General features: G+C 73.4%; 18 protein-coding genes and 1 riboswitch. Of the genes, 15 read left to right on the top strand and 3 right to left on the bottom strand.

Annotation, left to right across the window (positions count from 1 at the left end; translation table 11 throughout):
• Nucleotides 1–46 precede the first annotated feature (46 nt).
• A complete protein-coding gene (locus ABIB37_RS08075) occupies nucleotides 47–1159 on the bottom strand; it encodes a mannose-1-phosphate guanylyltransferase (protein WP_354258983.1) in 1113 nt (370 codons plus the stop codon).
• Between the two features lie 111 nt (nucleotides 1160–1270).
• Here ABIB37_RS08075 and ABIB37_RS08070 point away from each other — a divergent pair, with 111 nt between their 5' ends.
• From ABIB37_RS08070 to ABIB37_RS08035, 8 genes are all read left to right on the top strand, one after another.
• The gene (locus ABIB37_RS08070) at nucleotides 1271–2422 is read left to right on the top strand and encodes a glycosyltransferase family 4 protein (protein WP_502914040.1); all 1152 of its coding nucleotides are present in this window, start codon (nucleotides 1271–1273) and stop codon (nucleotides 2420–2422) included.
• Nucleotides 2423–2635: 213 nt separating this feature from the next.
• Nucleotides 2636–2983 carry a succinate dehydrogenase, cytochrome b556 subunit gene (gene sdhC, locus ABIB37_RS08065; protein WP_245989978.1) on the top strand — a complete coding sequence of 116 codons (348 nt, stop codon included), beginning with the start codon at nucleotides 2636–2638 and terminating at the stop codon, nucleotides 2981–2983.
• A complete protein-coding gene (locus ABIB37_RS08060) occupies nucleotides 2983–3441 on the top strand; it encodes a succinate dehydrogenase hydrophobic membrane anchor subunit (protein ID WP_354258980.1) in 459 nt (152 codons plus the stop codon). The genes sdhC and ABIB37_RS08060 overlap by 1 nt, the downstream gene beginning before the upstream one ends.
• Before the next feature lie 25 nt (nucleotides 3442–3466).
• Nucleotides 3467–5254 (top strand): succinate dehydrogenase flavoprotein subunit, encoded by a 1788-nt coding sequence (sdhA, locus tag ABIB37_RS08055; RefSeq protein WP_354258977.1) that lies wholly within the window; start codon nucleotides 3467–3469, stop codon nucleotides 5252–5254.
• 239 nt (nucleotides 5255–5493) lie between these two features.
• Nucleotides 5494–6216, top strand: a complete 723-nt coding sequence (locus ABIB37_RS08050) for a succinate dehydrogenase iron-sulfur subunit (RefSeq protein WP_245989981.1) — start codon at nucleotides 5494–5496, stop codon at nucleotides 6214–6216.
• Between the two features lie 123 nt (nucleotides 6217–6339).
• Nucleotides 6340–7164 carry a TspO-related membrane protein gene (locus ABIB37_RS08045; RefSeq protein ID WP_354258974.1) on the top strand — a complete coding sequence of 275 codons (825 nt, stop codon included), beginning with the start codon at nucleotides 6340–6342 and terminating at the stop codon, nucleotides 7162–7164.
• 21 nt (nucleotides 7165–7185) lie between these two features.
• Complete coding sequence (locus tag ABIB37_RS08040; RefSeq protein ID WP_354258972.1) at nucleotides 7186–9165, top strand: dynamin family protein; 1980 nt, start codon at nucleotides 7186–7188, stop codon at nucleotides 9163–9165.
• Nucleotides 9162–10805, top strand: a complete 1644-nt coding sequence (locus ABIB37_RS08035) for a GTPase (protein WP_354258969.1) — start codon at nucleotides 9162–9164, stop codon at nucleotides 10803–10805. The genes ABIB37_RS08040 and ABIB37_RS08035 overlap by 4 nt, the downstream gene beginning before the upstream one ends.
• Nucleotides 10806–11004: 199 nt before the next feature.
• On the opposite strand, the gene ptsP is transcribed toward ABIB37_RS08035, so the two are convergent.
• Nucleotides 11005–12663, bottom strand: coding sequence for a phosphoenolpyruvate--protein phosphotransferase (gene ptsP, locus ABIB37_RS08030; RefSeq protein ID WP_123696109.1), 1659 nt, complete (start codon nucleotides 12661–12663; stop codon nucleotides 11005–11007).
• A gap of 65 nt (nucleotides 12664–12728) precedes the next feature.
• Between ptsP and ABIB37_RS08025 the strand changes: the two genes are divergently transcribed.
• The 4 genes from ABIB37_RS08025 (at nucleotide 12729) to ABIB37_RS08010 (ending at nucleotide 16191) form a co-directional block, all read left to right on the top strand.
• Nucleotides 12729–13691, top strand: a complete 963-nt coding sequence (locus ABIB37_RS08025; protein WP_354258966.1) for a YihY/virulence factor BrkB family protein — start codon at nucleotides 12729–12731, stop codon at nucleotides 13689–13691.
• Nucleotides 13692–13757: 66 nt separating this feature from the next.
• Nucleotides 13758–14588 carry an exodeoxyribonuclease III gene (locus ABIB37_RS08020; protein ID WP_123696111.1) on the top strand — a complete coding sequence of 277 codons (831 nt, stop codon included), beginning with the start codon at nucleotides 13758–13760 and terminating at the stop codon, nucleotides 14586–14588.
• 20 nt (nucleotides 14589–14608) lie between these two features.
• Complete coding sequence (trpS, locus tag ABIB37_RS08015) at nucleotides 14609–15604, top strand: tryptophan--tRNA ligase (protein WP_354258963.1); 996 nt, start codon at nucleotides 14609–14611, stop codon at nucleotides 15602–15604.
• Entirely contained in the window at nucleotides 15601–16191 is a 591-nt protein-coding gene (locus tag ABIB37_RS08010) for a GNAT family N-acetyltransferase (protein ID WP_354258960.1), read from the top strand. Before trpS ends, ABIB37_RS08010 begins: the two co-directional genes overlap by 4 nt.
• 175 nt (nucleotides 16192–16366) lie before the next feature.
• Here ABIB37_RS08010 and ABIB37_RS08005 read toward each other — a convergent pair whose 3' ends face one another.
• Nucleotides 16367–17227, bottom strand: a complete 861-nt coding sequence (locus tag ABIB37_RS08005; protein WP_354258957.1) for a DUF559 domain-containing protein — start codon at nucleotides 17225–17227, stop codon at nucleotides 16367–16369.
• 421 nt (nucleotides 17228–17648) lie between these two features.
• Nucleotides 17649–17792, top strand: a riboswitch (FMN riboswitch).
• Nucleotides 17793–17841: 49 nt separating this feature from the next.
• Here ABIB37_RS08005 and ribD point away from each other — a divergent pair.
• From ribD to ribB, 3 genes are read left to right on the top strand one after another with little or no spacing between them, the layout of a single operon-like run.
• Nucleotides 17842–18858 carry a bifunctional diaminohydroxyphosphoribosylaminopyrimidine deaminase/5-amino-6-(5-phosphoribosylamino)uracil reductase RibD gene (ribD, locus tag ABIB37_RS08000; protein WP_354258954.1) on the top strand — a complete coding sequence of 339 codons (1017 nt, stop codon included), beginning with the start codon at nucleotides 17842–17844 and terminating at the stop codon, nucleotides 18856–18858.
• Nucleotides 18858–19469 (top strand): riboflavin synthase, encoded by a 612-nt coding sequence (locus tag ABIB37_RS07995; protein ID WP_354258952.1) that lies wholly within the window; start codon nucleotides 18858–18860, stop codon nucleotides 19467–19469. Before ribD ends, ABIB37_RS07995 begins: the two co-directional genes overlap by 1 nt.
• On the top strand, nucleotides 19466–20734 hold the full coding sequence (ribB, locus tag ABIB37_RS07990; protein ID WP_354258949.1) for a 3,4-dihydroxy-2-butanone-4-phosphate synthase: 1269 nt from the start codon (nucleotides 19466–19468) through the stop codon (nucleotides 20732–20734). The genes ABIB37_RS07995 and ribB overlap by 4 nt, the downstream gene beginning before the upstream one ends.

The raw sequence follows: 20734 nt of genomic DNA, 5'->3' as shown, positions 1-20734 counted from the left end.
GCTGGGCGACTTGCGGGCGGCTCAGGCCGATCGAACTCGCGGGGGGCTAGAGGGCGTCGGTGTTGCCCGAGCGGCGCACCGCGTCGACGACCTGCTTCACCCGCTGCGCGTTGTCGGTCGTCGTGACCAGCAGCGCATCCGGGGTGTCGACGACGACCACGTTCTGGATGCCCACGACCGACACGATGCGGTTCGACTGCGAGACGACGATGCCCGAGGCGGAGTCGGCGATCACCGTGCCCTCCGTGCCGAGGATCGCGAGGCGGCCGCGGTGCGCGCCGTTGTGCAGCTTCGCCACCGCGGAGAAGTCGCCCACGTCGTCCCAGTCGAAGTCGCCCGGCACGACGACCATCCGGCCGCGGGCCGCGGCGGGCTCCGCGACGGCGTAGTCGATCGCGATCTTCTTGAGCTGCGGCCACAGCCGGTCGACGGCAGGTCCGCGCTGCGCCGGCTCGTCCCACACCTCTGCGAGCTCCTCGATCTGCGCGGCGAGCTCCGGCTCCTCGCGCGCCAGCTCCTCGAGCAGCACGTCGGCGCGCGCGATGAACATGCCCGCGTTCCAGAGGTAGTCGCCGCCGTCGACGTACTTGCGCGCGACCTTCGCCGAGGGCTTCTCGACGAACTCGCGCACGAGCGCGGCGCTCGGGGCGCCGTCGACGCCCGCGGACTCGCCCGCGCGGATGTAGCCGAAGCCGATCGCCGGCTCCGTCGGGGTGATGCCGATGGTCGCGATGTAGCCGGCGCGGGCTGCGGCGACGGCCTCGCCGACCGCTCGCCGGAACGAGCGCTCGTCGTCGATCACGTGGTCGGCGGCGAAGGAGCCGACGATCACGTCGGGCTCGCGGCGGCGCAGGATCGCGGCGGCGAGCGCGATCGCGACCGTGGAGTCGCGCGGGTCGGCCTCGAGCACGATGCTCGCGTCGTCGAGCTCGGGGATCTGCGCCTCGACCGCCGCGCGGTGCGACCGGCCGGTCACGACCATGGTGCGCCCGGGCCCGGCGAGCGGCCCGAGCCGGTCGAAGGTGGCGCGCAGCAGCGTCTTGCCGCTGCCGGTCAGGTCGTGCAGGAACTTGGGCGCGTCGGCGCGCGAGAGCGGCCAGAGCCTCGAGCCCACGCCGCCTGCGGGGATGATGCTGAAGAAGTCGTCGATCGCCGTCACGGCCCCGAGCCTAGCCAAGGGCCTCCCGGGCGCCCCCGCGCGCAGCCCAGTTCATGCACCGTTCACCGTGCGCTCGCCCGCCCGTCGGGCGCTCCGACGTACCGTGGCATCGTGCGCATCGAGCGAGTCGCCATCGTGACCGAGAGCTTCCTCCCCACCGTCAACGGCGTGACCACCTCGGTCTGCCGCGTGCTCGACCGCCTCGTCGAGACCGGCCGCGAGGCCATCGTCATCACGCCCCGCTGCGGCGCCCCCGTCCACTACCGCGGCGTGCCCGTGCACGAGGTGCCGTCGTTCGCCTACCGGCGCTTCCCGGTCGGGCTGCCGAGCCCGCAGGTCGCTGCGCTGCTCGCGCGCTTCCAGCCCGACGTGCTCCACGCCGCGAGCCCGTTCATGCTCGGCGGGCAGGCGATCGCCGAGGCCGCCCGCATCGGCCTGCCGAGCGTCGCGATCTACCAGACCGACGTCGCCGGCTTCGCGCGCCGCAACCGGCTCGCGGCCGGCTCGCCCTTCGCGTGGCAGATCATCCGGCTCATCCACAACGCCGCCGACCGCACGCTCGCGCCGTCGACGTCGGCGATCGCAGACCTCGAGGACGCCGGCGTCAAGCGCGTCCACCGCTGGGTGCGCGGCGTCGACCTCGAGGGCTTCCACCCCGACAACCGCCAGGGCCCGGCCGCCGCGAACCTGCGCCGCCGGCTCGCGCCGGGCGGGGAGGTCGTCGTGGGCTACGTCGGCCGCGTCGCGCCCGAGAAGGGGCTCGACCGGCTGCGCGCGCTCGCGGGCGTGCCGGGCATCCGCGTCGTGATCGTGGGCGACGGCCCGGCGATGGACGAGACGCGCAGGCAGCTCGCCGACGTCGGCCCCGTGTTCCTCGGCCAGCTGCACGGCGCCGCGCTCCGCGCCGCCTACGCCGCGATGGACGTTTTCGTGCACACCGGCACGGAGGAGACCTTCGGGCAGACCCTGCAGGAGGCGGCGGCGAGCGGCCTGCCGGTCGTCGCACCGCGCGCCGGCGGACCGATCGACCTCGTCGACGACGGCACGACCGGGTTCCTCTTCGACCCCGACGACGCATCCGACCTGCGCGCCGCCGTCGCGCGGCTCGCCACCGACGCGTCGATGCGGGCGCGGATGGGCGAGGCCGGCCGTCGGCGCGTGCTGCCCCGCTCGTGGTCGGCCGTCGTCGACCAGCTGCTCGCGCACTACGAGCGGGCATCGCACCGCGCGCTCCGCGGCATCGACGGCCTCGTCGGGGCGTAGGCCCCGGGCGCCGCTCCTGGCGTTCGCCCGGAGCGCACCGCGAAGACCCGCCGAGCCCGGACGCCGTTCGCCACGGGCATAGGATGGATGCATCTGCCCGGTCGAACAACGGAGGGATTGCGCGTGTCGAAGACGCAGAGCAGCCTCGTCCTCCCCGATCCCTCCCCTCGCAAGACCACGTTCAGCGGCACGCTGTATCGCGGCAACGAGGGCATGTGGTCGTGGGTGCTGCACCGGATCACCGGTGTGGCGATCTACTTCTTCCTGCTGGTGCACGTGCTCGACACGGCACTCATCCGGGTGAGCCCGGAGGCGTACGACGCCGTCATGGCGACCTACAAGAACCCGATCATGGGTCTCGGCGAGGTCGGTCTCGTCGGCGCCGTGGTGCTCCACGCCCTCAACGGCCTGCGCATCATCCTCGTCGACGTCTGGCCGTGGGCGACCAAGAACCAGCGCGTGCTGTTCTGGATCGTCATGGGCCTCGTCGTGGCGCTCATGCTCTACTTCACGCCGAACCACCTCATCAACGTGTTCTCGCCGATGGAAGAGGCCCACTGATGAGCGTCACCGTCGAGAGCCCGAACTACGCCTACCCCGCCCGCTCGGGCAGCCGTCGAGGCCCGAACCTCGAGAAGGCCGGCTGGATCTTCATGCGCGCCTCCGGCGTCGTGCTGATCGTGCTGATCTTCGGCCACCTGGCCTACAACCTGATCTGGACGCCCGGCGGCATCCACGCGATCGACTTCGGCTTCGTGGGCGGCAAGCTGGCCCAGCCCTTCTGGCAGTGGTGGGACGTGCTGATGCTGTGGCTCGCCATCCTGCACGGCTCGAACGGCATGCGCACGATCGTCAACGACTACGTGCACAAGCCGAGGGTCCGCACGCTCGCGCTCGGCGCGATCGGCACCGCCGCCGTGCTGCTCATCCTGCTGGGCACGCTCATCACCTTCACGTTCAACCCCTGCCCGGAAGCCGCGGACCCCGCGCTGCTCCCGTCGTTCTGCGCCTCCCTCTAGGCGAGATTCGGAGTCCCCCACATCCATGGCTGATCAGCATTCCGTCGTCGACGGCATCCACTACCACCAGCATGACGTCGTCATCGTCGGAGCGGGCGGCGCAGGCATGCGCGCCGCCATCGAGTCGGCGCCGAAGGCGTCGACCGCGGTGATCACGAAGCTGTACCCGACCCGCTCCCACACGGGCGCGGCGCAGGGCGGCATGGCTGCCGCCCTCGCGAACGTCGAGGAGGACAGCAACGAGTGGCACACCTACGACACGGTCAAGGGCGGCGACTACCTGGTGGACCAGGACGCGGCGGAGATCCTCACGCGTGAGGCGATCGACGCGGTCTACGACCTCGAGAACATGGGCCTGCCCTTCAACCGCACGCCGGACGGCAAGATCGACCAGCGCCGCTTCGGCGGGCACACGCGCGACCACGGCAAGGCGCCGGTGCGCCGCGCGTGCTACGCCGCCGACCGCACGGGCCACATGATCCTGCAGACGCTGTACCAGAACTGCGTCAAGCACGGCGTCGACTTCTTCAACGAGTTCTACGCGCTCGACCTCATCATGGGCGAGGTCGACGGCGTGCCGCGGCCCGCCGGCGTCGTCGCCTACGAGCTCGCGACCGGCGAGATCCACGTCTTCCAGGGCAAGTCGGTCGTCTTCGCGACCGGCGGCTTCGGCAAGATCTACAAGACCACCTCGAACGCGCACACGCTCACGGGCGACGGCGTCGGGATCATCTGGCGCAAGGGCCTGCCGCTCGAGGACATGGAGTTCTACCAGTTCCACCCGACGGGCCTCGCCGGCCTCGGCATCCTCCTCACCGAGGGCGCCCGCGGCGAGGGGGCGATCCTCCGCAACGCGTCGGGCGAGCGCTTCATGGAGCGCTACGCGCCGACGATCAAGGACCTCGCGCCGCGCGACATCGTCGCCCGCTCGATGGTGCAGGAGGTCCTCGACGGCCGCGGCGCCGGCCCCAACAAGGACTACGTCTACCTCGACTGCACCCACCTGGGCGCCGAGGTGCTCGAGACGAAGCTGCCCGACATCACCGAGTTCGCTCGCACCTACCTGGGCGTCGACCCGGTGACGGAGCGCGTGCCCGTCTACCCGACGGCGCACTACGCGATGGGCGGCATCCCGACGAACAACGACGCCGAGGTCCTCCGCGACAACGACACCGTCATCCCCGGCCTCTACGCCGCCGGCGAGTGCGCGTGCGTCTCGGTGCACGGCGCCAACCGCCTGGGCACGAACTCGCTGCTCGACATCAACGTGTTCGGCAAGCGCGCCGGCAACAACGCGGTCACCTACGCGCAGACGGCCGACTTCGTCGACGTGCCGGCGGATGCCGCCGACGGCGTCGTGAAGCTGCTCGCGCAGCTGCGCGAGGGCGACGGCACCGAGTCGGTCGCCGCGATCCGCAAGGCGCTGCAGGAGACGATGGACCGCAACGCCCAGGTGTTCCGCACCGAGGAGACGCTGCAGACCGCGCTCGCCGACATCGCCGTGCTCCGCGGCCGCTACCCCAACGTGCGCGTGCACGACCGCGGTCGCCGCTTCAACACCGACCTCCTCGAGGCCGTCGAGCTGGGCTTCCTGCTCGACCTCGCCGAGGTGGTCGTGATCTCCGCGATCAACCGCAAGGAGTCGCGGGGCGCCCACATGCGCGATGACTACCCCACGCGCGACGACGTGAACTTCATGCAGCACACCATGGCGTACCGGACGGCCGCCGAGACGGGTGACAGCCAGGGCATCCGTCTGGACTGGAAGCCGGTGCGCTTCACGCACTACGAGCCGACGGAGCGGAAGTACTGATGAGCGACAACCAGCTGCCCCAGGGCGACCCGAAGGGCCAGGAGTCTGGCGTGCACCCGGCGCAGAGCGGCCCCACGGGCGCGCCCACGCCGATGGCCGACCAGCCCGACACGGGCTCCACCGACGACCAGGCGAGCGCGCACCAGGTCGCCGAGGCCGCGGCCGAGTCGTCGACCAGCCCGAAGCCGGTCGAGAACGAGTACGACGGCGCCGACCGCGAGGTCGAGCCGTCGGAGCCGATCGACGTGCCGCAGAGCTTCAACGTCACGGTCATCGTGCGCCGCTACGACCCCGAGGTGGACGAGGAGCCGCGCTGGGTCGACTACGACGTGCAGATGTACCCGACCGAGCGCATCCTCGACGCCCTGCACCGCATCAAGTGGGACATCGACCCGTCGCTCGCCTTCCGCCGCTCGTGCGCGCACGGCGTCTGCGGCTCCGACGCGATGCGCATCAACGGCAAGAACCGCCTCGCCTGCAAGGCGCTCGTGAAGGACTTCGACATCTCGAAGCCGATCTACGTCGAGGCGATCAAGGGTCTGCCGCTCGAGAAGGACCTGATCGTCAACATGGAGCCGTTCTTCGACTCCTTCCGCGAGATCCAGCCCTTCCTGCAGGCGACCGGCAAGCCCGAGAAGGAGCGCCACCAGACGATCGCGCAGCGCGAGCGCTTCGACGACACGACGAAGTGCATCCTCTGCGCCGCGTGCACGACCTCGTGCCCGGTGTTCTGGACCGACGGCCAGTACTTCGGCCCCGCCGCGATCGTCAACGCGCACCGCTTCATCTTCGACTCGCGCGACGAGGGCAGCCAGGTGCGGCTCGACATCCTCAACGACAAGGAGGGCGTGTGGCGCTGCCGCACGACCTTCAACTGCACGGATGCCTGCCCCCGCGGCATCCAGGTGACCAAGGCGATCGCCGAGGTCAAGCAGGCCATGATGACGGGCGTCCGGCTCTAGCCGCACCGCTCGACCCGAGGGCCGGCATCCACGCGGATGCCGGCCCTCGCTGCGTCGGTCGGCGCCCACGACCGTCGGTCCGCTCTCGGCTGATGTGTAGGCAGCCGATGTATCGTCCCGGCCATGGACGCTTCGACGACGACCGCTGACCGCATCCGCCCTTGGGTCGTGCTCATCGCGCTGCCCGTGACGCTCGCCGCCGCGGCGCTCGGCTCCGGGCTCTTCGGCGGCACCGAGGTCGAGGCGTCGTCGAGCGGCGCCCTCTCCGACTCAGCGACGCCGCTCGCGCCCTACGGCCCGGCGTTCTCGATCTGGTCGCTCATCTACCTCGGCCTCGCCGCCTACGCGGTGTGGCAGGTGCTGCCGCGGCAGCGCCACGATCCGCGGCAGCGCCTGCTCGGCTGGCTCGCCGTCGCCTCGCTCGTGCTCAACGCCGCGTGGATCCTCTGCGCGCAGGCGGGGCTGCTGCCCGTCACGGTCGTCGTGATCCTGCTGCTGCTCGCGGTGCTGCTCGCGATCTTCGAGGTGCTGCGGCGCTCGCGCCCGGCGTCGCTGGTCGAGACCGTGGTCGTCGACGGCACCTTCGGCCTGTACCTCGGCTGGGTCGCGGTCGCGACGGTCGCGAACGTCGCGGCGTTCCTCGCGGATGCCGGCCTGCGACCCGCCGAGTGGGAGCTGCCGACGATCCTCGTGCTGCTGCTGGTCGCGGTGGTCGCCGCGCTCCTCGCCGTGCGCGGCGCGGGCCGCATCGCGCCGGCGCTCGCGATGCTCTGGGGCGTGGCATGGATCGGCGTCGGGCGGGCGATCGGCGAGCCCGCCTCGGCGACGGTCGCGATCGCCGCTGCGGTGGTCTGCGTGCTCATCGGGTTCGTGACCGTCGCGGCACGGCTCCGCGCACCCGCGCCAGCGCGCGTCGCGCCGGCGGGACGGCGCCAGGTCGCGCCGTGAGCGAGGGTGCAGACTAGCCGCGTGACCTCGACCATCGCGGCGCTCGACCGCCTCGACGCGCTCCGCTCCGCGCTCGACGGAGTCGCGCTGCCGCTGTCGATCGCCGGGGCCGACGCGGCGCGCGACGCCCGCGGCGCCGCGGTGCGGCAGATCGACGACTACGTCGAGCCCCGCCTGCGGCACCTCGACGCCCCGCTGCTCGCGGTCGTCGGCGGCTCGACCGGCGCCGGCAAGTCGACGCTCGTGAACGCGCTCATCGGCGTGCCCGTCACCCGCACCGGTGTCATCCGCCCGACGACGCGGCAGCCGATCCTGCTGCACTCCCCCGCTGACGCCGCCTGGTTCGGCTCCACCCGCATCCTGCCCGGGCTCGCGCGGGTGACCGGCGTCGTGCGGGAGGCGCCCGCGAGCCGCGCAGGCGAGGAGCCGGACGCCGCCCAGATCGGCTCCGTCGTGCTCGTCGCCGACGACCGCGTGCCGCGCGACCTCGCGATCCTCGACGCGCCTGACGTCGACTCGATCGCCGACGAGAACCGGCTGCTCGCCGCGCAGCTGCTCGCCGCGGCCGACCTCTGGCTGTTCTCGACCACCGCGAACCGCTACGCCGACGCCGTGCCGTGGCGCCTGCTCGACGACGCCGCGGCGCGCGACATCACCGTCGGCGTCGTGCTGAACCGCGTGCCCGCCGGCGCCGAGGGCGAGGTGGAGGCCGACCTGCGGCAGATGCTCGAGCTCCGGGGCCTCGGCACCGCGCCGGTCTTCGTCGTCACCGAGTCACCGCTCGACGACCGCGGCATGCTGCCGGCCGCCGCCGTCGCCGAGATCCGCGGCTGGCTCGCGGGGATCGCCGGCGATCGCGCCGAGCGCGCCCGCATCGCCGGCCGCACCCTCGCCGGCGCCGTCGGCCGGCTCGGCGTCACGGCGCGAGCGATCGCCGACGCGCGCGACGAGCAGGTCGTGACGGCTGCCGATCTGCGCGGCACGGTCGACACCGCCTACGACGACGCCGCCGATCGCGTCGGCGACGCCACCCGCGACGGCGTGCTGCTGCGCGGCGAGGTGCTCGCGCGCTGGCAGGACTTCGTCGGCACCTCCGACGTCTTCCGCACCATCGAGTCGTGGTACTCCCGCACGCGCGACCGGGTGGTCGCGTGGTTCCAGGGCCGGCCGACGCCGCCGGTCGAGGTCGAGCACGAGATCGAGAGCGGCCTGCACTCGGTGATGGTCGACGAGGCCGGCCGCGCGGCGTCGGATGCGTGGCAGCGCGTGCGCCAGTCGGCCGTCGGCCGCGAGCTGACGGCCGGGGCCGGCCTCGCGCATCCGTCGCCTGCGCTGTCGGAGCGCGCGAGCCTGCTCGTGCGGGACTGGCAGCTCGCGCTCATGGAGCTCATCACCGAGCAGGCCGCGGGCAAGCGCACGAAGGCTCGGGTGATGTCGCTCGGGCTCAACGTCATCACCGTGGCGCTCATGGTCGTCGTCTTCGCGTCGACCGGCGGGCTCACGGGCGGCGAGCTCGCGATCGCGGGCGGCTCGGCCGTCGTCGGCCAGAAGCTGCTCGAGACGATCTTCGGCGAGGACGCCGTGCGCCGCCTCGCCGCGCAGGCGCGCGACGACCTCGACACCCGCGTGCGCGCGCTCATGGGCGCCGAGGCGGCCCGGTGGGATGCGCTGCTCACGCCGGTCGAGCAGGGCGCGTCGGGCGACGTGCTGCGCGACGCCGCCGCCGAGCTCGAGGCCGCGATGCGCGCCGTCGCGACGGCGCCCGACGCCGCCGGGCCGGACGCTGCCCGATCCGACGCCGCCGGGTCCGATGCGGCCGGGTCCGACGCAGCGTCGCCCGCCGCGCGCTCGCGCGCGCTGCTGCCGAGCGAGCTCGTCGAGGGCGAGGCGCTCGACGACGCCGCGCCCGACGCGGAGGCCCCGCTCGACGGCGAGGCCGACGACGTGCGGGAGCTCGAGCGCGGGATGCCGCGGGAGCGCGACGCGGGGCAGGACCGGTGAGCGACCGCGACGAGCACGGCCGAAGCGAGCGCGGCGTCGACGCGCTGCTCGGCGCGCTCTCCGAGGCGGCGGAGCTCGGCGCCGGGCGCGTGCCACAGGCAGAGCTCGAGGCGGTGCGGCGCATCACCGCGAGCGCGGGCGAGCGCCGCGCGCTCTCCTCGGAGCACACCGTCGTCGGCTTCTTCGGCGCCACCGGCTCCGGCAAGTCATCGCTCATGAACGCGCTCGCCGGCGAGGCGATCGCGCGCACGCACGTGCGCCGGCCCACCACCTCTGCGCCGCTCGCCGCCGTCTGGAACCCGCGCGGCGCATCCGCCCTGCTCGACTGGCTGCAGGTCTCCGACCGCCGCATCATGGACCGGCCGTTCGCGCCCGGGCAGGAGCTCTCGCTCATCGTGCTCGACCTGCCCGACTTCGACTCCGTCGCGCTCGAGCACCGCGCGATCGCGGAGCGCCTCGCGGGGCAGGTCGACGTGCTCGTGTGGGTCGTCGATCCGCAGAAGTACGCCGACGCGGTGATCCACCGCGACTTCATCGCGCCGCTCGCGACGCACGCCTCCGTCACCACCGCGGTGCTCAACCAGGTCGACCGGCTGCCGCCGGACGAGGTCGGGCACGTCGTGGAGTCGCTCCGCGGGCTCCTGCGCGGCGACGGCCTCGACGGCGTGCAGGTGCTGCCGGTGTCGGCGACGACCGGGGCCGGGATCGACGAGCTGCGGACGCGCATCGCGCGCTTCGCCGCCGAGCGGAAGGCCGCATCCGAGCGGCTCGCCGCCGACGTGCGCGGCATCGCGGCCCGCCTCGAGCACGCGGGCGTGCCCGGCTCGCTGCGGTCGGCCGACGTGCAGGCGCTCGAGCGCGGCCTCGCCGCCGCGGCGGGCGTCGACGCGGTCGCCGACGCCGTGGCCGGCTCGTACCGCAAGCGCGCCGGCCAGGTCACGGGCTGGCCGCTCACGGCCTGGGTGCTGCGGCTCGCGCCCGACCCGCTCCGGCGACTGCACCTCGCGGCCGGCCGAGACCGCGGCCGCGACGCCGACGTGCACCGCACCGGGCTGCCGCCGATGAGCGCCGCGCAGCGCGCGCAGGCCGGCATGGCCGTGCGCGCCTACGCGGACGCGGCCGCGAGCGGGCTCGGTGAGGGATGGTCGGCGGCGATCCACGAGCATGCAGGCGACGCCCTCGAGTCGCTGCCGTCGGAGCTCGACCGCGCGATCGCCAGGACCGATCTCGGCGCCCGGGGGTCGTGGTGGTGGCCGGTGCTCGCCGCGCTCCAGTGGCTCGCGCTCATCGTCGCGGTGCTCGGCGGGGTGTGGCTGCTGCTGCCGATCCTGCTGCCGCTCTGGGGCATGGTCGCGCCGGTGCTGCCCCAGCTCGAGGGCACCGGCAGCTGGCTCGACGGCTGGCCCGTGCCGCTCGTCGGGCTCATCGGCGGCCTGCTGCTCGGCGTCGTGCTCGGGCTCGTCGGCGCGCTCGTGAGCGGGGCGGTCGGTGCTGCTCGCCGCGCCCGCGCCCGGCGGCGGCTGCGCAAGCAGGTGCACCGGGTCGCGCAGGAGGTCGTCGTGCTGCCGATCGAGGGCGAGCGAGCGCGAGCGCGGGAGTTCGCGGTCGCCGTGCGTCGCGCGGCGGGCCGGAAGCGCTGACCCGCTCGTCGACGAGCACCAGGTGGCCGATCACCGCGCGGCAGCCGCGCGACGCCGATCGGCCCGAGCCGGCCTCCGAGCCCGCATGGACGCTCGCACCCGGCTCAGCCCGATCGGACGCACGAGCCCGACCCGTGCGACGGCTCCGTCGCCGCGCTGCTCGACGACCGCGCAGGACACGCGCGGCGGGAGGGCGGCGTCAGTCGACGAGCGAGGCTGCGGCCAGCTGCCGCGCCTCCGCCGCCGAGCGCGCGCCGAGCACGCGCTCGGCGCGCGCCTTCGCCTCGTCGAGCGTCACGGTGAGCAGCTCGGCGCGGACGTCCGCGAGCGCCGACGCGCTCATCGAGAGCGACGTCACACCGAGGCCGACGAGCACGACCGCGAGCGCGGGATCCGCCGCGGCCTCGCCGCACACGCCGACGCCCTTGTCGGCGCGAGCGCCCGCATCGCCGAGCATCTTGATGAGGCGCAGCACGGCCGGGTGCCACGGGTCCTGCAGCGCGGCGACCGAGCCGAGCTGCCGGTCGGCGGCGAGCGTGTACTGCGTCAGGTCGTTCGTGCCGATCGAGACGAAGTCCGCGACCTCGAGCACCTGGTCGGCGAGCACGGCGATCGACGGCACCTCTGCCATCGCGCCCACGACCTCGAGTCCCAGCTCGCGCCCGAGCCCGACGAAGTACTCGGTCTCCTCGACGTCGGCGATCATCGGCGCCATGACGTACAGCCGCGCATCCGACGCCGCCTGCGCGTTCGCCAGCGCCGTCAGCTGGTCGCGCAGGATGTGCTCGCTCGCGCGCAGCGCGCGGATGCCGCGGAGGCCGAGCGCCGGGTTCTCCTCGTGCGCGTCGTTGAGGAACGACAGCGGCTTGTCGGCGCCGGCGTCGAGCACGCGGACGACGACCTTCTTGCCCGAGAACGCCTGCAGCAGCTCGGTGTAGGCGGCGGTCTGCTCCTCGACGGTCGGCGCGGTCGCCGAGTCGAGGAACAGGAACTCGGTGCGGAACAGCCCGACGCCCTCGGCGCCGAGCTCGATCGCCTTCGCGGCGTCCTTCGGCGAGCCGACGTTCGCGAGCAGGGGCATCTTCGTGCCGTCGGCGAGCGCGCCCTCGGTGATGGGCGCGGATGCGGCACCGAGGCGCGCGGTCCGCTCCTCCTCGGCGGCGGCGACCGCCGCGTCGTCGGGGTCGAGCTCGACCGTGCCGGTGCGGGCGTCGACGATGACGCGCTGCCCGTCGGCCACCGCGTCGAGCAGCCCGACGACGCCGACCACGGCCGGCAGCGACTTCGAGCGCGCGAGGATCGCGGTGTGGCTCGTGGGTCCGCCGTCCTGCGTCACGAGCGCGAGCGTCTTCTCGAGGTCGAGCGTGGCGGTGTCGGCCGGCGCGAGGTCGCGCGCGATGAGGATGAAGGGCTCGGCCGAGACCGGCACGCCGGGAGCCGCGACGCCGCGCAGCCGCGCGACGACGCGCTGGGCGACGTCGTCGAGGTCGGTCGCGCGCTCGGCCATGTAGCCGCCCATCGACGTGAGCAGGTCGCGGAAGCCCGCGTAGGCATCCCACGTCGCGCGCTCCGCGTTCGCGCCGCCCTGGAGCCTCGCGCGCACGTCGTCGAGGATCGCCGGGTCCTGCGCCATGAGCGCGGACGCCTCGAGCACCTGCTGGGCGTCGCCGCCGGCCGCCGCGGCGCGCGCGTTCAGCTCGTCGGCCACGGCCTGCAGCGCGACGCTGACGCGCTCGTGCTCGCCGTCGACGTCGGCCGCGAGCGGCTCGTCGCTCGGCGGCGCGAGGGGCTCCGGCATCCTCAGCACCTTCGCGACAGCGATGCCGCGTCCGACTCCGACTCCTGCGAGCGCACTCATGCCGCCACACTACGCTGGGCAGCCGGTGGCCGCCACGCGCCGCCGCTGCCGCAGGAAGGGCGTCGATGAAGGCTCTGATCGACAGGCTCATGCGGTCGCGACCCCTGCGGGCGTGGCAGCGCTACACCGGCGAGCGCGGGCCGGTGCTGGCGCAGGGCATGACCGTGCAGGCGTTCCTGTCGCTCTTCGCGGCGCTCTTCGTCGGCTTCGCGGTCTTCATGGCGGTGCTCGGCGACAACGCGACCCTGCGGGACGCGGTGATCGACTCGATCTCGTCGGCCGTGCCGGGGCTGATCGGCGACGGCGGCGCCGTCGACGTCGACACCCTCACCGGCTCGACGATCCTCGGCTGGGCGGGTGCCGTCGCCGCGGTGTCGATCCTGCTGACCGCGATCGCCTGGGTGGCCGTGAGCCGTGAGGGCTTCCGCGCGATGTTCGAGCTCGAGGCACCCCCGGCGAACTTCATCCTGCTCAAGATCGGCGACCTCGGCGTCGGCGTCGGGATCGGGCTGCTCGTCGTCGTCTCGTCCGGCCTGCTGCTCGTCGCGCAGGCGCTGGCGGATGCGCTCGGCCTGGGCTGGGCGGCGCCGGTCGTCGCCTTCGGCGTGCAGCTGCTGCTCGACACGGCTGTCGTGCTGCTGCTCTACCGCTTCGGCGGACGACTGCGGCTCCCCGCGAAGCAGATCGTGCCTGCGGCGCTCGTCTGCGCGGTGGTGTTCTCCGGCCTCAAGCTCATCGCCTCCGCGCTCTTCCGCGGGGTCGAGAACAACCCGCTGCTCGCCGGCATCGCGGCGCCGGTGATCATGCTCATCTGGCTCGGCTTCATCATGCAGATCCTGCTGCTCGCGCTCGCCTTCCTGGCCGTCGGCCCGACGGGTCGCGCCTACACGCGGCTCGTGCAGGCGGGCGGCATCGACGCGACCCTCTCGAAGGACGAGGCGAAGGCGCTGCTCGAGGAGGTGCAGGCCAACCGCGCGGAGGGCGGCGACGCCGTGCGGCTCCACAAGCGGCTCGCGCGGCGCCGCTGACGCGAGTCGATCAGCCGCCGTTCGCCGCGTCCGCCCGCGTGGGCGGGCGTCGGTAGGCTCGTCGGCATGGTCCGCATCGCCTCCGTCAACGTCAACGGCGTGCGCGCCGCCTTCCGCAAGGACATGGGCGGCTGGCTCGAGGCTGGCGACTTCGACATCGTCGCGCTGCAGGAGGTGCGGGCCCTCGACGAGGACCTGCTGCCGCTCGTGCCCGGCTGGCACGTGCTGCACGACCCCGCCACCGCGAAGGGCCGGGCCGGCGTCGCCGTCCTCTCCCGCGAGCCGTCGATCGAGCACCGCACCGACATCGGCCTGAAGACGTTCGACACGAAGGGGCGCTGGCTCGAGGCCGACTTCCTCATCGGCGAGACGCTGCTCACCGTCGTGTCGGCCTACGTGCACTCCGGCGGCGAGGTCGGCAGCCAGAAGCAGACCGACAAGTACCGCTTCCTCGACTCGATGGCGAAGCGCCTGCCGCAGCTGCGCGCGCACACCGAGCACGCCGTCGTGATGGGCGACTTCAACGTCGGCCACACGCCGCTCGACATCAAGAACTGGCGCGGCAACCAGAAGACCGCCGGCTTCCTGCCCGAGGAGCGCAGCTACCTCGACCGCTTCCTCGGCACCGGCATGGTGACCGGCGTCGACGGCAAGCGCGGCCGCGGCCACGGATGGGTCGACGTCGGCCGCGCCGCGCATCCGGGCGTCGACGGCCCCTACACGTGGTGGTCGCAGCGCGGCAAGGCGTTCGACACCGACACCGGCTGGCGCATCGACTACCACATGGCCACCCCCGCGCTCGCGGCGACCGCGAGCGGCTACCGCGTCGACCGCGCGAGCGCGTGGGACACGCGATGGTCCGACCACGCGCCCGTCATCGTCGACTACGACCTGTGATCACTCAGACTGGAACCCCCATGACCAAGCCCCGGCTCTACTCCGGGATGCAGCCCTCGTCGGGCTCGCTCCACCTCGGCAACTACATCGGCGCGCTGCAGCAGTGGCGGCGCATGCAGGACGAGGTCGACGCGTTCTTCTCGATCGTCGACCTCCACGCGATCACCGTGCCGCAGTCGCCGCAGGTGCTGCGCGAGCAGGTGCGCACGCTCGCGGCGCAGTACATCGCGGGCGGCATCGACCCGGACCGGTCGTGCCTCTACGTGCAGTCGCACGTCGCCGCGCACGCGCAGCTCGCCTGGCTGCTCGGCACCATCACCGGCTTCGGCGAGGCGAGCCGGATGACGCAGTTCAAGGACAAGGCCGCCAAGGGCGGGCAGGACGCGGCGTCCGTCGGCCTCTTCACCTACCCCATCCTCATGGCCGCCGACATCCTGCTGTTCGACGCCGACGTCGTACCGGTCGGCGACGACCAGAAGCAGCACGTCGAGCTCACCCGCGACCTCGCCGAGCGCTTCAACAAGCGCTTCGGCGCGACGTTCACGGTGCCGAAGCCGGTCATCCTCGCGGGCGGCGCGCGCATCTACGACCTGCAGTCGCCCGAGTCGAAGATGTCGAAGTCGGCCGACAACGACAAGGGCGTGGTCTGGCTGCTCGACGAGCCGGCGAAGACCGCGAAGAAGATCCGCTCGGCGGTGACCGACACCGAGGGGTCGATCCGGGCCGACCGCGCGCAGAAGCCCGGCGTCACGAACCTGCTCGACATCCTCAGCGCGATGACCGGCTCGCCGGTGGCGACGCTCGAGGCGGAGTTCGAGGGCCAGGGCTACGGCGTCTTCAAGACGGCCGTCGCCGACGCCGTGGTGGCGGAGCTCGCCCCGGTGCGCGAGCGCACCCTCGAGCTGCTCGACGACCCGGCCGAGCTCGATCGCCTGCTGGCGGCGAACGCCGAGCGCGCGGCCGCGGTCGCGGATGCGACGCTCCGGCGGGCGCTGGAGGCGATGGGCCTGCGATGAGCGCGCCCCTGGCCGGCCCCTCGCTGCCCGTGCTGGGCGGCAAGGTGCTGCTCACGGCGCTCCGCGAGGACGACGTCGACCGGATCGTCGAGGCCTGCTCGACCGACGACGCCGAGCGCTTCCTCGACACGCCCTGGCCGTACCGCCGCGCCGACGCCGAGTCGTTCGTGCGCGAGTTCGCGCCGGCCGGCTGGCGCGGCGAGCACGACGAGCGCACGTGGGCGATCCGCGAGTCGCTGCGCGGGCCGATCGCGGGCGTCGTGGGCCTGCGCGGCGAGCGCGCGGAGGTCGGCTACTGGCTGCATCCCGACGCGCAGGGGCGAGGCCTCATGGCGGATGCGCTCCGCACCCTGGTCGGGCACGCCGAGGGCTGCCTCACCTGGCCGGAGGTGCACTGGCGCTGCTTCGACGGCAACGTCGCGTCGATGCGCGTCGCCAAGGCGGCCGGCTTCTCCTACCTCGGCGCGCACGAGACCGAGCCCACCGTCGGCCGGGGCGGGGCGGGCGCCCGCCGGCTCGAGCACCACGCGGTGCGCGTCGCCGGCGGCATGCCCGCCGGTGCCCGCCCCTGGCCGCCCCTCGACTGACCCCTCCCCCTCCCCCTCCCCTCCCCCGCTCCGCGGGGCTCGGCGCACAACGCAAGCCCGATCACCGCTTCCCGCCGCTGTCCCGACCGATCCCGGCCGATCGCCGCGAGTTCGCACGCCGCGGCTTGCGTTGTGCGCGAGCGCCGTGCCTCGGCCGGCACCGGTGAGAGCAGCCTCAGCCCTGCGGGTGCAGGCGGAGCGCGGCCAGCACCAGCTCGATGAAGCGGTCGGGATTGCGGTCGAGCCAGGCTGCGGACACCCGAACGGGGATGTAGCCCTGCAGCAGCGCCTCCGCATCGCGTGCGCGATCCTGCTCGAAGGTCGTCTCGTGCGTCTCCCGGCCGTCGACCTCGACGACCACGCATCCGCAGACGACGAAGTCGACGGTGCCGACTCGCGGAATCCGGACCTGTTGCACGAACGACAGCCCCGCGGCCCGGAGCAGCAGCTTGGCGTCGGTCTCGTAGCCGGATCCGCTCCGCTCGTCGACCATCGCGATGGCCGGCTCCTCGAGCCAGCGCAGGCCGTCCATCGCCCGAGCGATCTCCGACCTGCGGGCGAGCCCCCGCTGCAGCGCGGAGTCCGCCACGCGGATCGCTTCCTGCACGCCGAAGCACCGCGCGACGCATCGCACCACGGATGCGACCGAGGTCGCGCAGCGGGTGCCGTCCTCCGTGTCGAGGTCCTCCCAGTGCAGCACGAGCCCGTCCCGGTGCTCGAGACGGGCGCGCCGGTCGTGTCGATCCCGCAGTCGCGTCGACCCGTCCCAGACGTGCACGTGCAGCCTGCCGTCGCGGGGCACCCACAGACCGAGGGCCTCTGCGGCTGACGAGCAGGCGAGCCGCCCACCGATCCTCAGGGCCTGCATCAGCGGCGCGGGGGCGGGTTGCCAGACGTAGACGTCGCGACGTGCGCGCTCGATGAGACCGAGCCTGAGCCCCTCCTCGATCGCCGCACGCGAGTTGCCCTGCGCACGCAGCTCCCGGTACTCCTCGACGAGCACGGATCCTTGGCGCAGCGGCCGCAGTGTCGACATGGCGGGAGGATGCGCCCGATCGTTCCCGGAGAGTTGGCCGGCGTGAAGCGGGTGTGGACAGACCGCCCACCGCGCGCTCGGACACCTCGCACAACGCAAGCCTCGGGCCGCCGATCAGCCGCGGATCGCCGGCTCATCTCCCATCTGCGGCGAATCATCAACTCACGACTTGCGTTGTGCAACCGGTCGCACCGGGCGTCGTTGGCGAGGCGGCCGGGGGCAGACGCGGATGCGGGCAGACCGGTCCCCGCGGGCTCGCACAACGCAAGCCCCGGCGCGCGGAGCAGCGGCGGGTCGGCGGCTCGCCTCCCATCGGCGGCGGATCGGGCGCGCGCGGCTTGCGTTGTGCGCCTGGGCGGCGGGGCGGCTGCTGGATGGGCGGGAATGGGGCGGCGGAGGGGCGAGTTGTAGGGTGGCAGTGCAACGTGCCCGGGGTCAGTGCAAGTCTGAACCGGCGGTGATAGTCCGCGACCCGTGAGTGCTGCTCGAACCCGAGCAGCGCGATCGGCTGAGCTGGTGGAACTCCAGCACCGACGGTGAGAGTCCGGAGGGGAGGCGCACGTGGGGTCGCACGCGACCCCTCGTTCCCCGCGCGCGCTTCGGAGAGGAACGTCATGGCTGGGAACCCGGTCGCAGAGCGCGACGCGATGGCCCGCGCCCGCGAGCTCGCGGTCCGCGGCCCGCGCGGCGTGAACCCGCAGGTCGGCGCCGTGCTCCTCTCCCCCGACGGCCGCGTCCTCGGCGAGGGCTGGCACCGCGGTGCCGGCACGCCGCACGCCGAGGTCGACGCGCTCTCGCGCCTCCGTCCCGAGGAGGCGCGCGGCGCGACCGCCGTCGTCACCCTCGAGCCGTGCAACCACACCGGCCGCACCGGGCCCTGCGCCGAGGCGCTGCTCGCCGCCGGCGTCGCGCGCGTCGTCTACGCGAGCGCCGACCCTGGCGAGGCGTCGAGCGGCGGCGCAGCCCGGCTCGCGTCGGGCGGCGTCGACGTCGACCGCCTCGACGAGGCCGAGGGCGAGGCCCTCATCGCCGACTGGCTCTTCGTGCAGCGCACCGGCCGGCCGCGCGTGACGGTCAAGTGGGCGCAGTCGCTCGACGGCCGCGCCGCCGCCGCCGACGGCACGAGCCGCTGGATCACCGGACCGGAGGCGCGCGCCCACGTGCACCGCGAGCGCAGCGCGCACGACGCGATCGCGGTCGGCACCGGCACGGTGCTCGCCGACGACCCGCTGCTCACCGCCCGCGTCGACGGCGACCCCGACGCCCCGCAACCCATCCCCGTGGTGTTCGGGACCCGCGAGATCCCGGCCGACGCCGCCATCCGGCAGCACCCGCGCGGGCACCGCACCGCAGGCCACGAGCTCGAGCGCGAGCTCTTCGGCCTCGCCGCCGCCGGCCTCCAGACGCTCTACGTCGAGGGCGGCCCGACGCTCGCGAGCGCCTTCCTGCGTGCCGGCCTCACCGACCGACTCACCATCTACCTCGCGCCGACGCTCCTCGGAGGTCCGCGCACCGTGCTCGACGACATCGGCGTCGGCACGATCGACGAGCAGCGGCGCCTCACGGTGACGCGGCTCGAGCAGCTCGGCCGCGACCTCCTGGTCGAGGCCACGACAGGGAAAGAGCACTGATGTTCACCGGCATCATCGAAGAGCTCGGCGAGGTCGTCTCGTTCGAGCGCAGCGGAGACGCATGGCGCCTCACCGTGCGGGGGCCGCTCGCGGTCAGCGACGCATCCCACGGCGACTCCATCGCCGTCGACGGCCTCTGCCTGACCGTCGTCGACCAGACGGCGGATGCGTTCACGGCCGACGTCATGCAGATCTCGGTCGACATGTCGACGCTGGGCGACCGCACGCCGGGCGATCGCGTCAACCTCGAGCGCGCGGCCGCCGTCGGGGACCGCCTCGGCGGCCACATCGTGCAGGGCCACATCGACGGCACCGCCGAGGTGCTGTCGATCGTCGAGGGCGACGGGCAGCGCACCGTCCGGATCTCGCTCGACCCCGCGCACGCGCACCTCGTCGTGCGGAAGGGGTCGATCGCCGTCGACGGCATCAGCCTCACCACCTCGGCCGTGAGCGACCCGTCCGAGGCGCAGCAGTGGTTCGAGGTCTCGCTCATCCCCGAGACGCTCGCGTCGACGACGCTCGGCTTCCGGGCCGTCGGCGACCGGGTCAACCTCGAGACCGACATCGTCGCTCGGCACGTCGAGCGCATGCTCCAGCGGGAGGCCTCATGAGCATCACCACCATCGACGTCGCGCTGCGCGCGCTGCGCGAGCGGAAGCCCGTCATCGTCGTCGACGACGAAGGGCGCGAGAACGAGGGCGACCTCATCATGTCGGCGCAGCTCGCGACGGCGGAGCAGGTGGCGTTCATGGTGCGCCACACCTCCGGCTACCTGTGCGCGCCGCTCACGGCCGAGCGCGCCGACCTGCTCGAGCTGCCCCTCATGGTGCTCGAGAACGAGGATGCTCGGCAGACGGCGTACACGATCACCGTCGACGCCGCCGACCGCGACTCGACCGGCATCTCCGCCGACGACCGCGCGCACACCCTGCGGGTGCTCGCCGACCCCGCGTCGACGCCCAGGAGCCTCCGACGGCCCGGCCACATCGTGCCGCTGCGCGCGGTCGAGGGCGGCGTGCGGGAGCGCAAGGGCCACACCGAGGCGGCCGTCGAGCTCATGACGCTCGCGGGCCTCGAGCCCGTCGCGGTGATCGGCGAGCTCGTCGAGGACAGCGGTGAGATGCGCCGACTGCCGTCCCTCATCGCCTTCGGCGAGGAGCACGACCTGCCCGTCATCACGATCGAGGACCTCGTCGACCACCTCGAGGCCGGCGGCCTGCCGACCGCGTGCAAGGGCGCGAACGACGAGTCGGCGCGCGTCTCCTTCGAGGTCGAGACGAAGGTGCCGACGCAGTTCGGCACGTTCCGCGTCGCCGCGTACCGCGACCGCCAGACCGGCGCGGACCACGTCGCGATCATCGCCGGCGACGAACTCGCCGACGGCGCGCTCGTGCGCGTGCACTCGGAGTGCCTCACGGGCGAGGCCATCCACTCGCTCAAGTGCGAGTGCGGACCGCAGCTCGACGCGGCCCTGCAGCAGATCCAGGAGGCGGGCAGCGGCATGGTCGTGTACCTGCGCGGGCACGAGGGCCGCGGCATCGGCCTCATCAACAAGCTCCGCGCCTACCGGCTGCAGGAGGACGGGCTCGACACGCTCGACGCCAACCTCGCGCTCGGCCTGCCTGCCGACGCGCGCGAGTACGGCGCCGCGGCCGGCATCATCCGGCAGCAGGGCGTGCAGTCGATCCGGCTGCTGTCGAACAACCCGCTCAAGCAGCAGCAGCTCGAGCAGCACGGCATCGCCGTGACCGAGCTCGTCCCGCTGCTGGTCGGCGTCGGCGAGTACAACGAGCAGTACCTCGAGGCGAAGCGCGACCGCATGGGGCACCAGCTCCCGGCCGTGATCGAGGCATTCGACGAGCAGGGAGACGACTGA

The sequence above is a fragment of the Agrococcus sp. UYP10 genome (assembly GCF_040547205.1).
GTDB lineage: Bacteria > Actinomycetota > Actinomycetes > Actinomycetales > Microbacteriaceae > Agrococcus > Agrococcus jenensis.
Note: the sequence above shows the minus strand (reverse complement) of the source record. Positions and strands in the feature narration are given on the sequence as shown.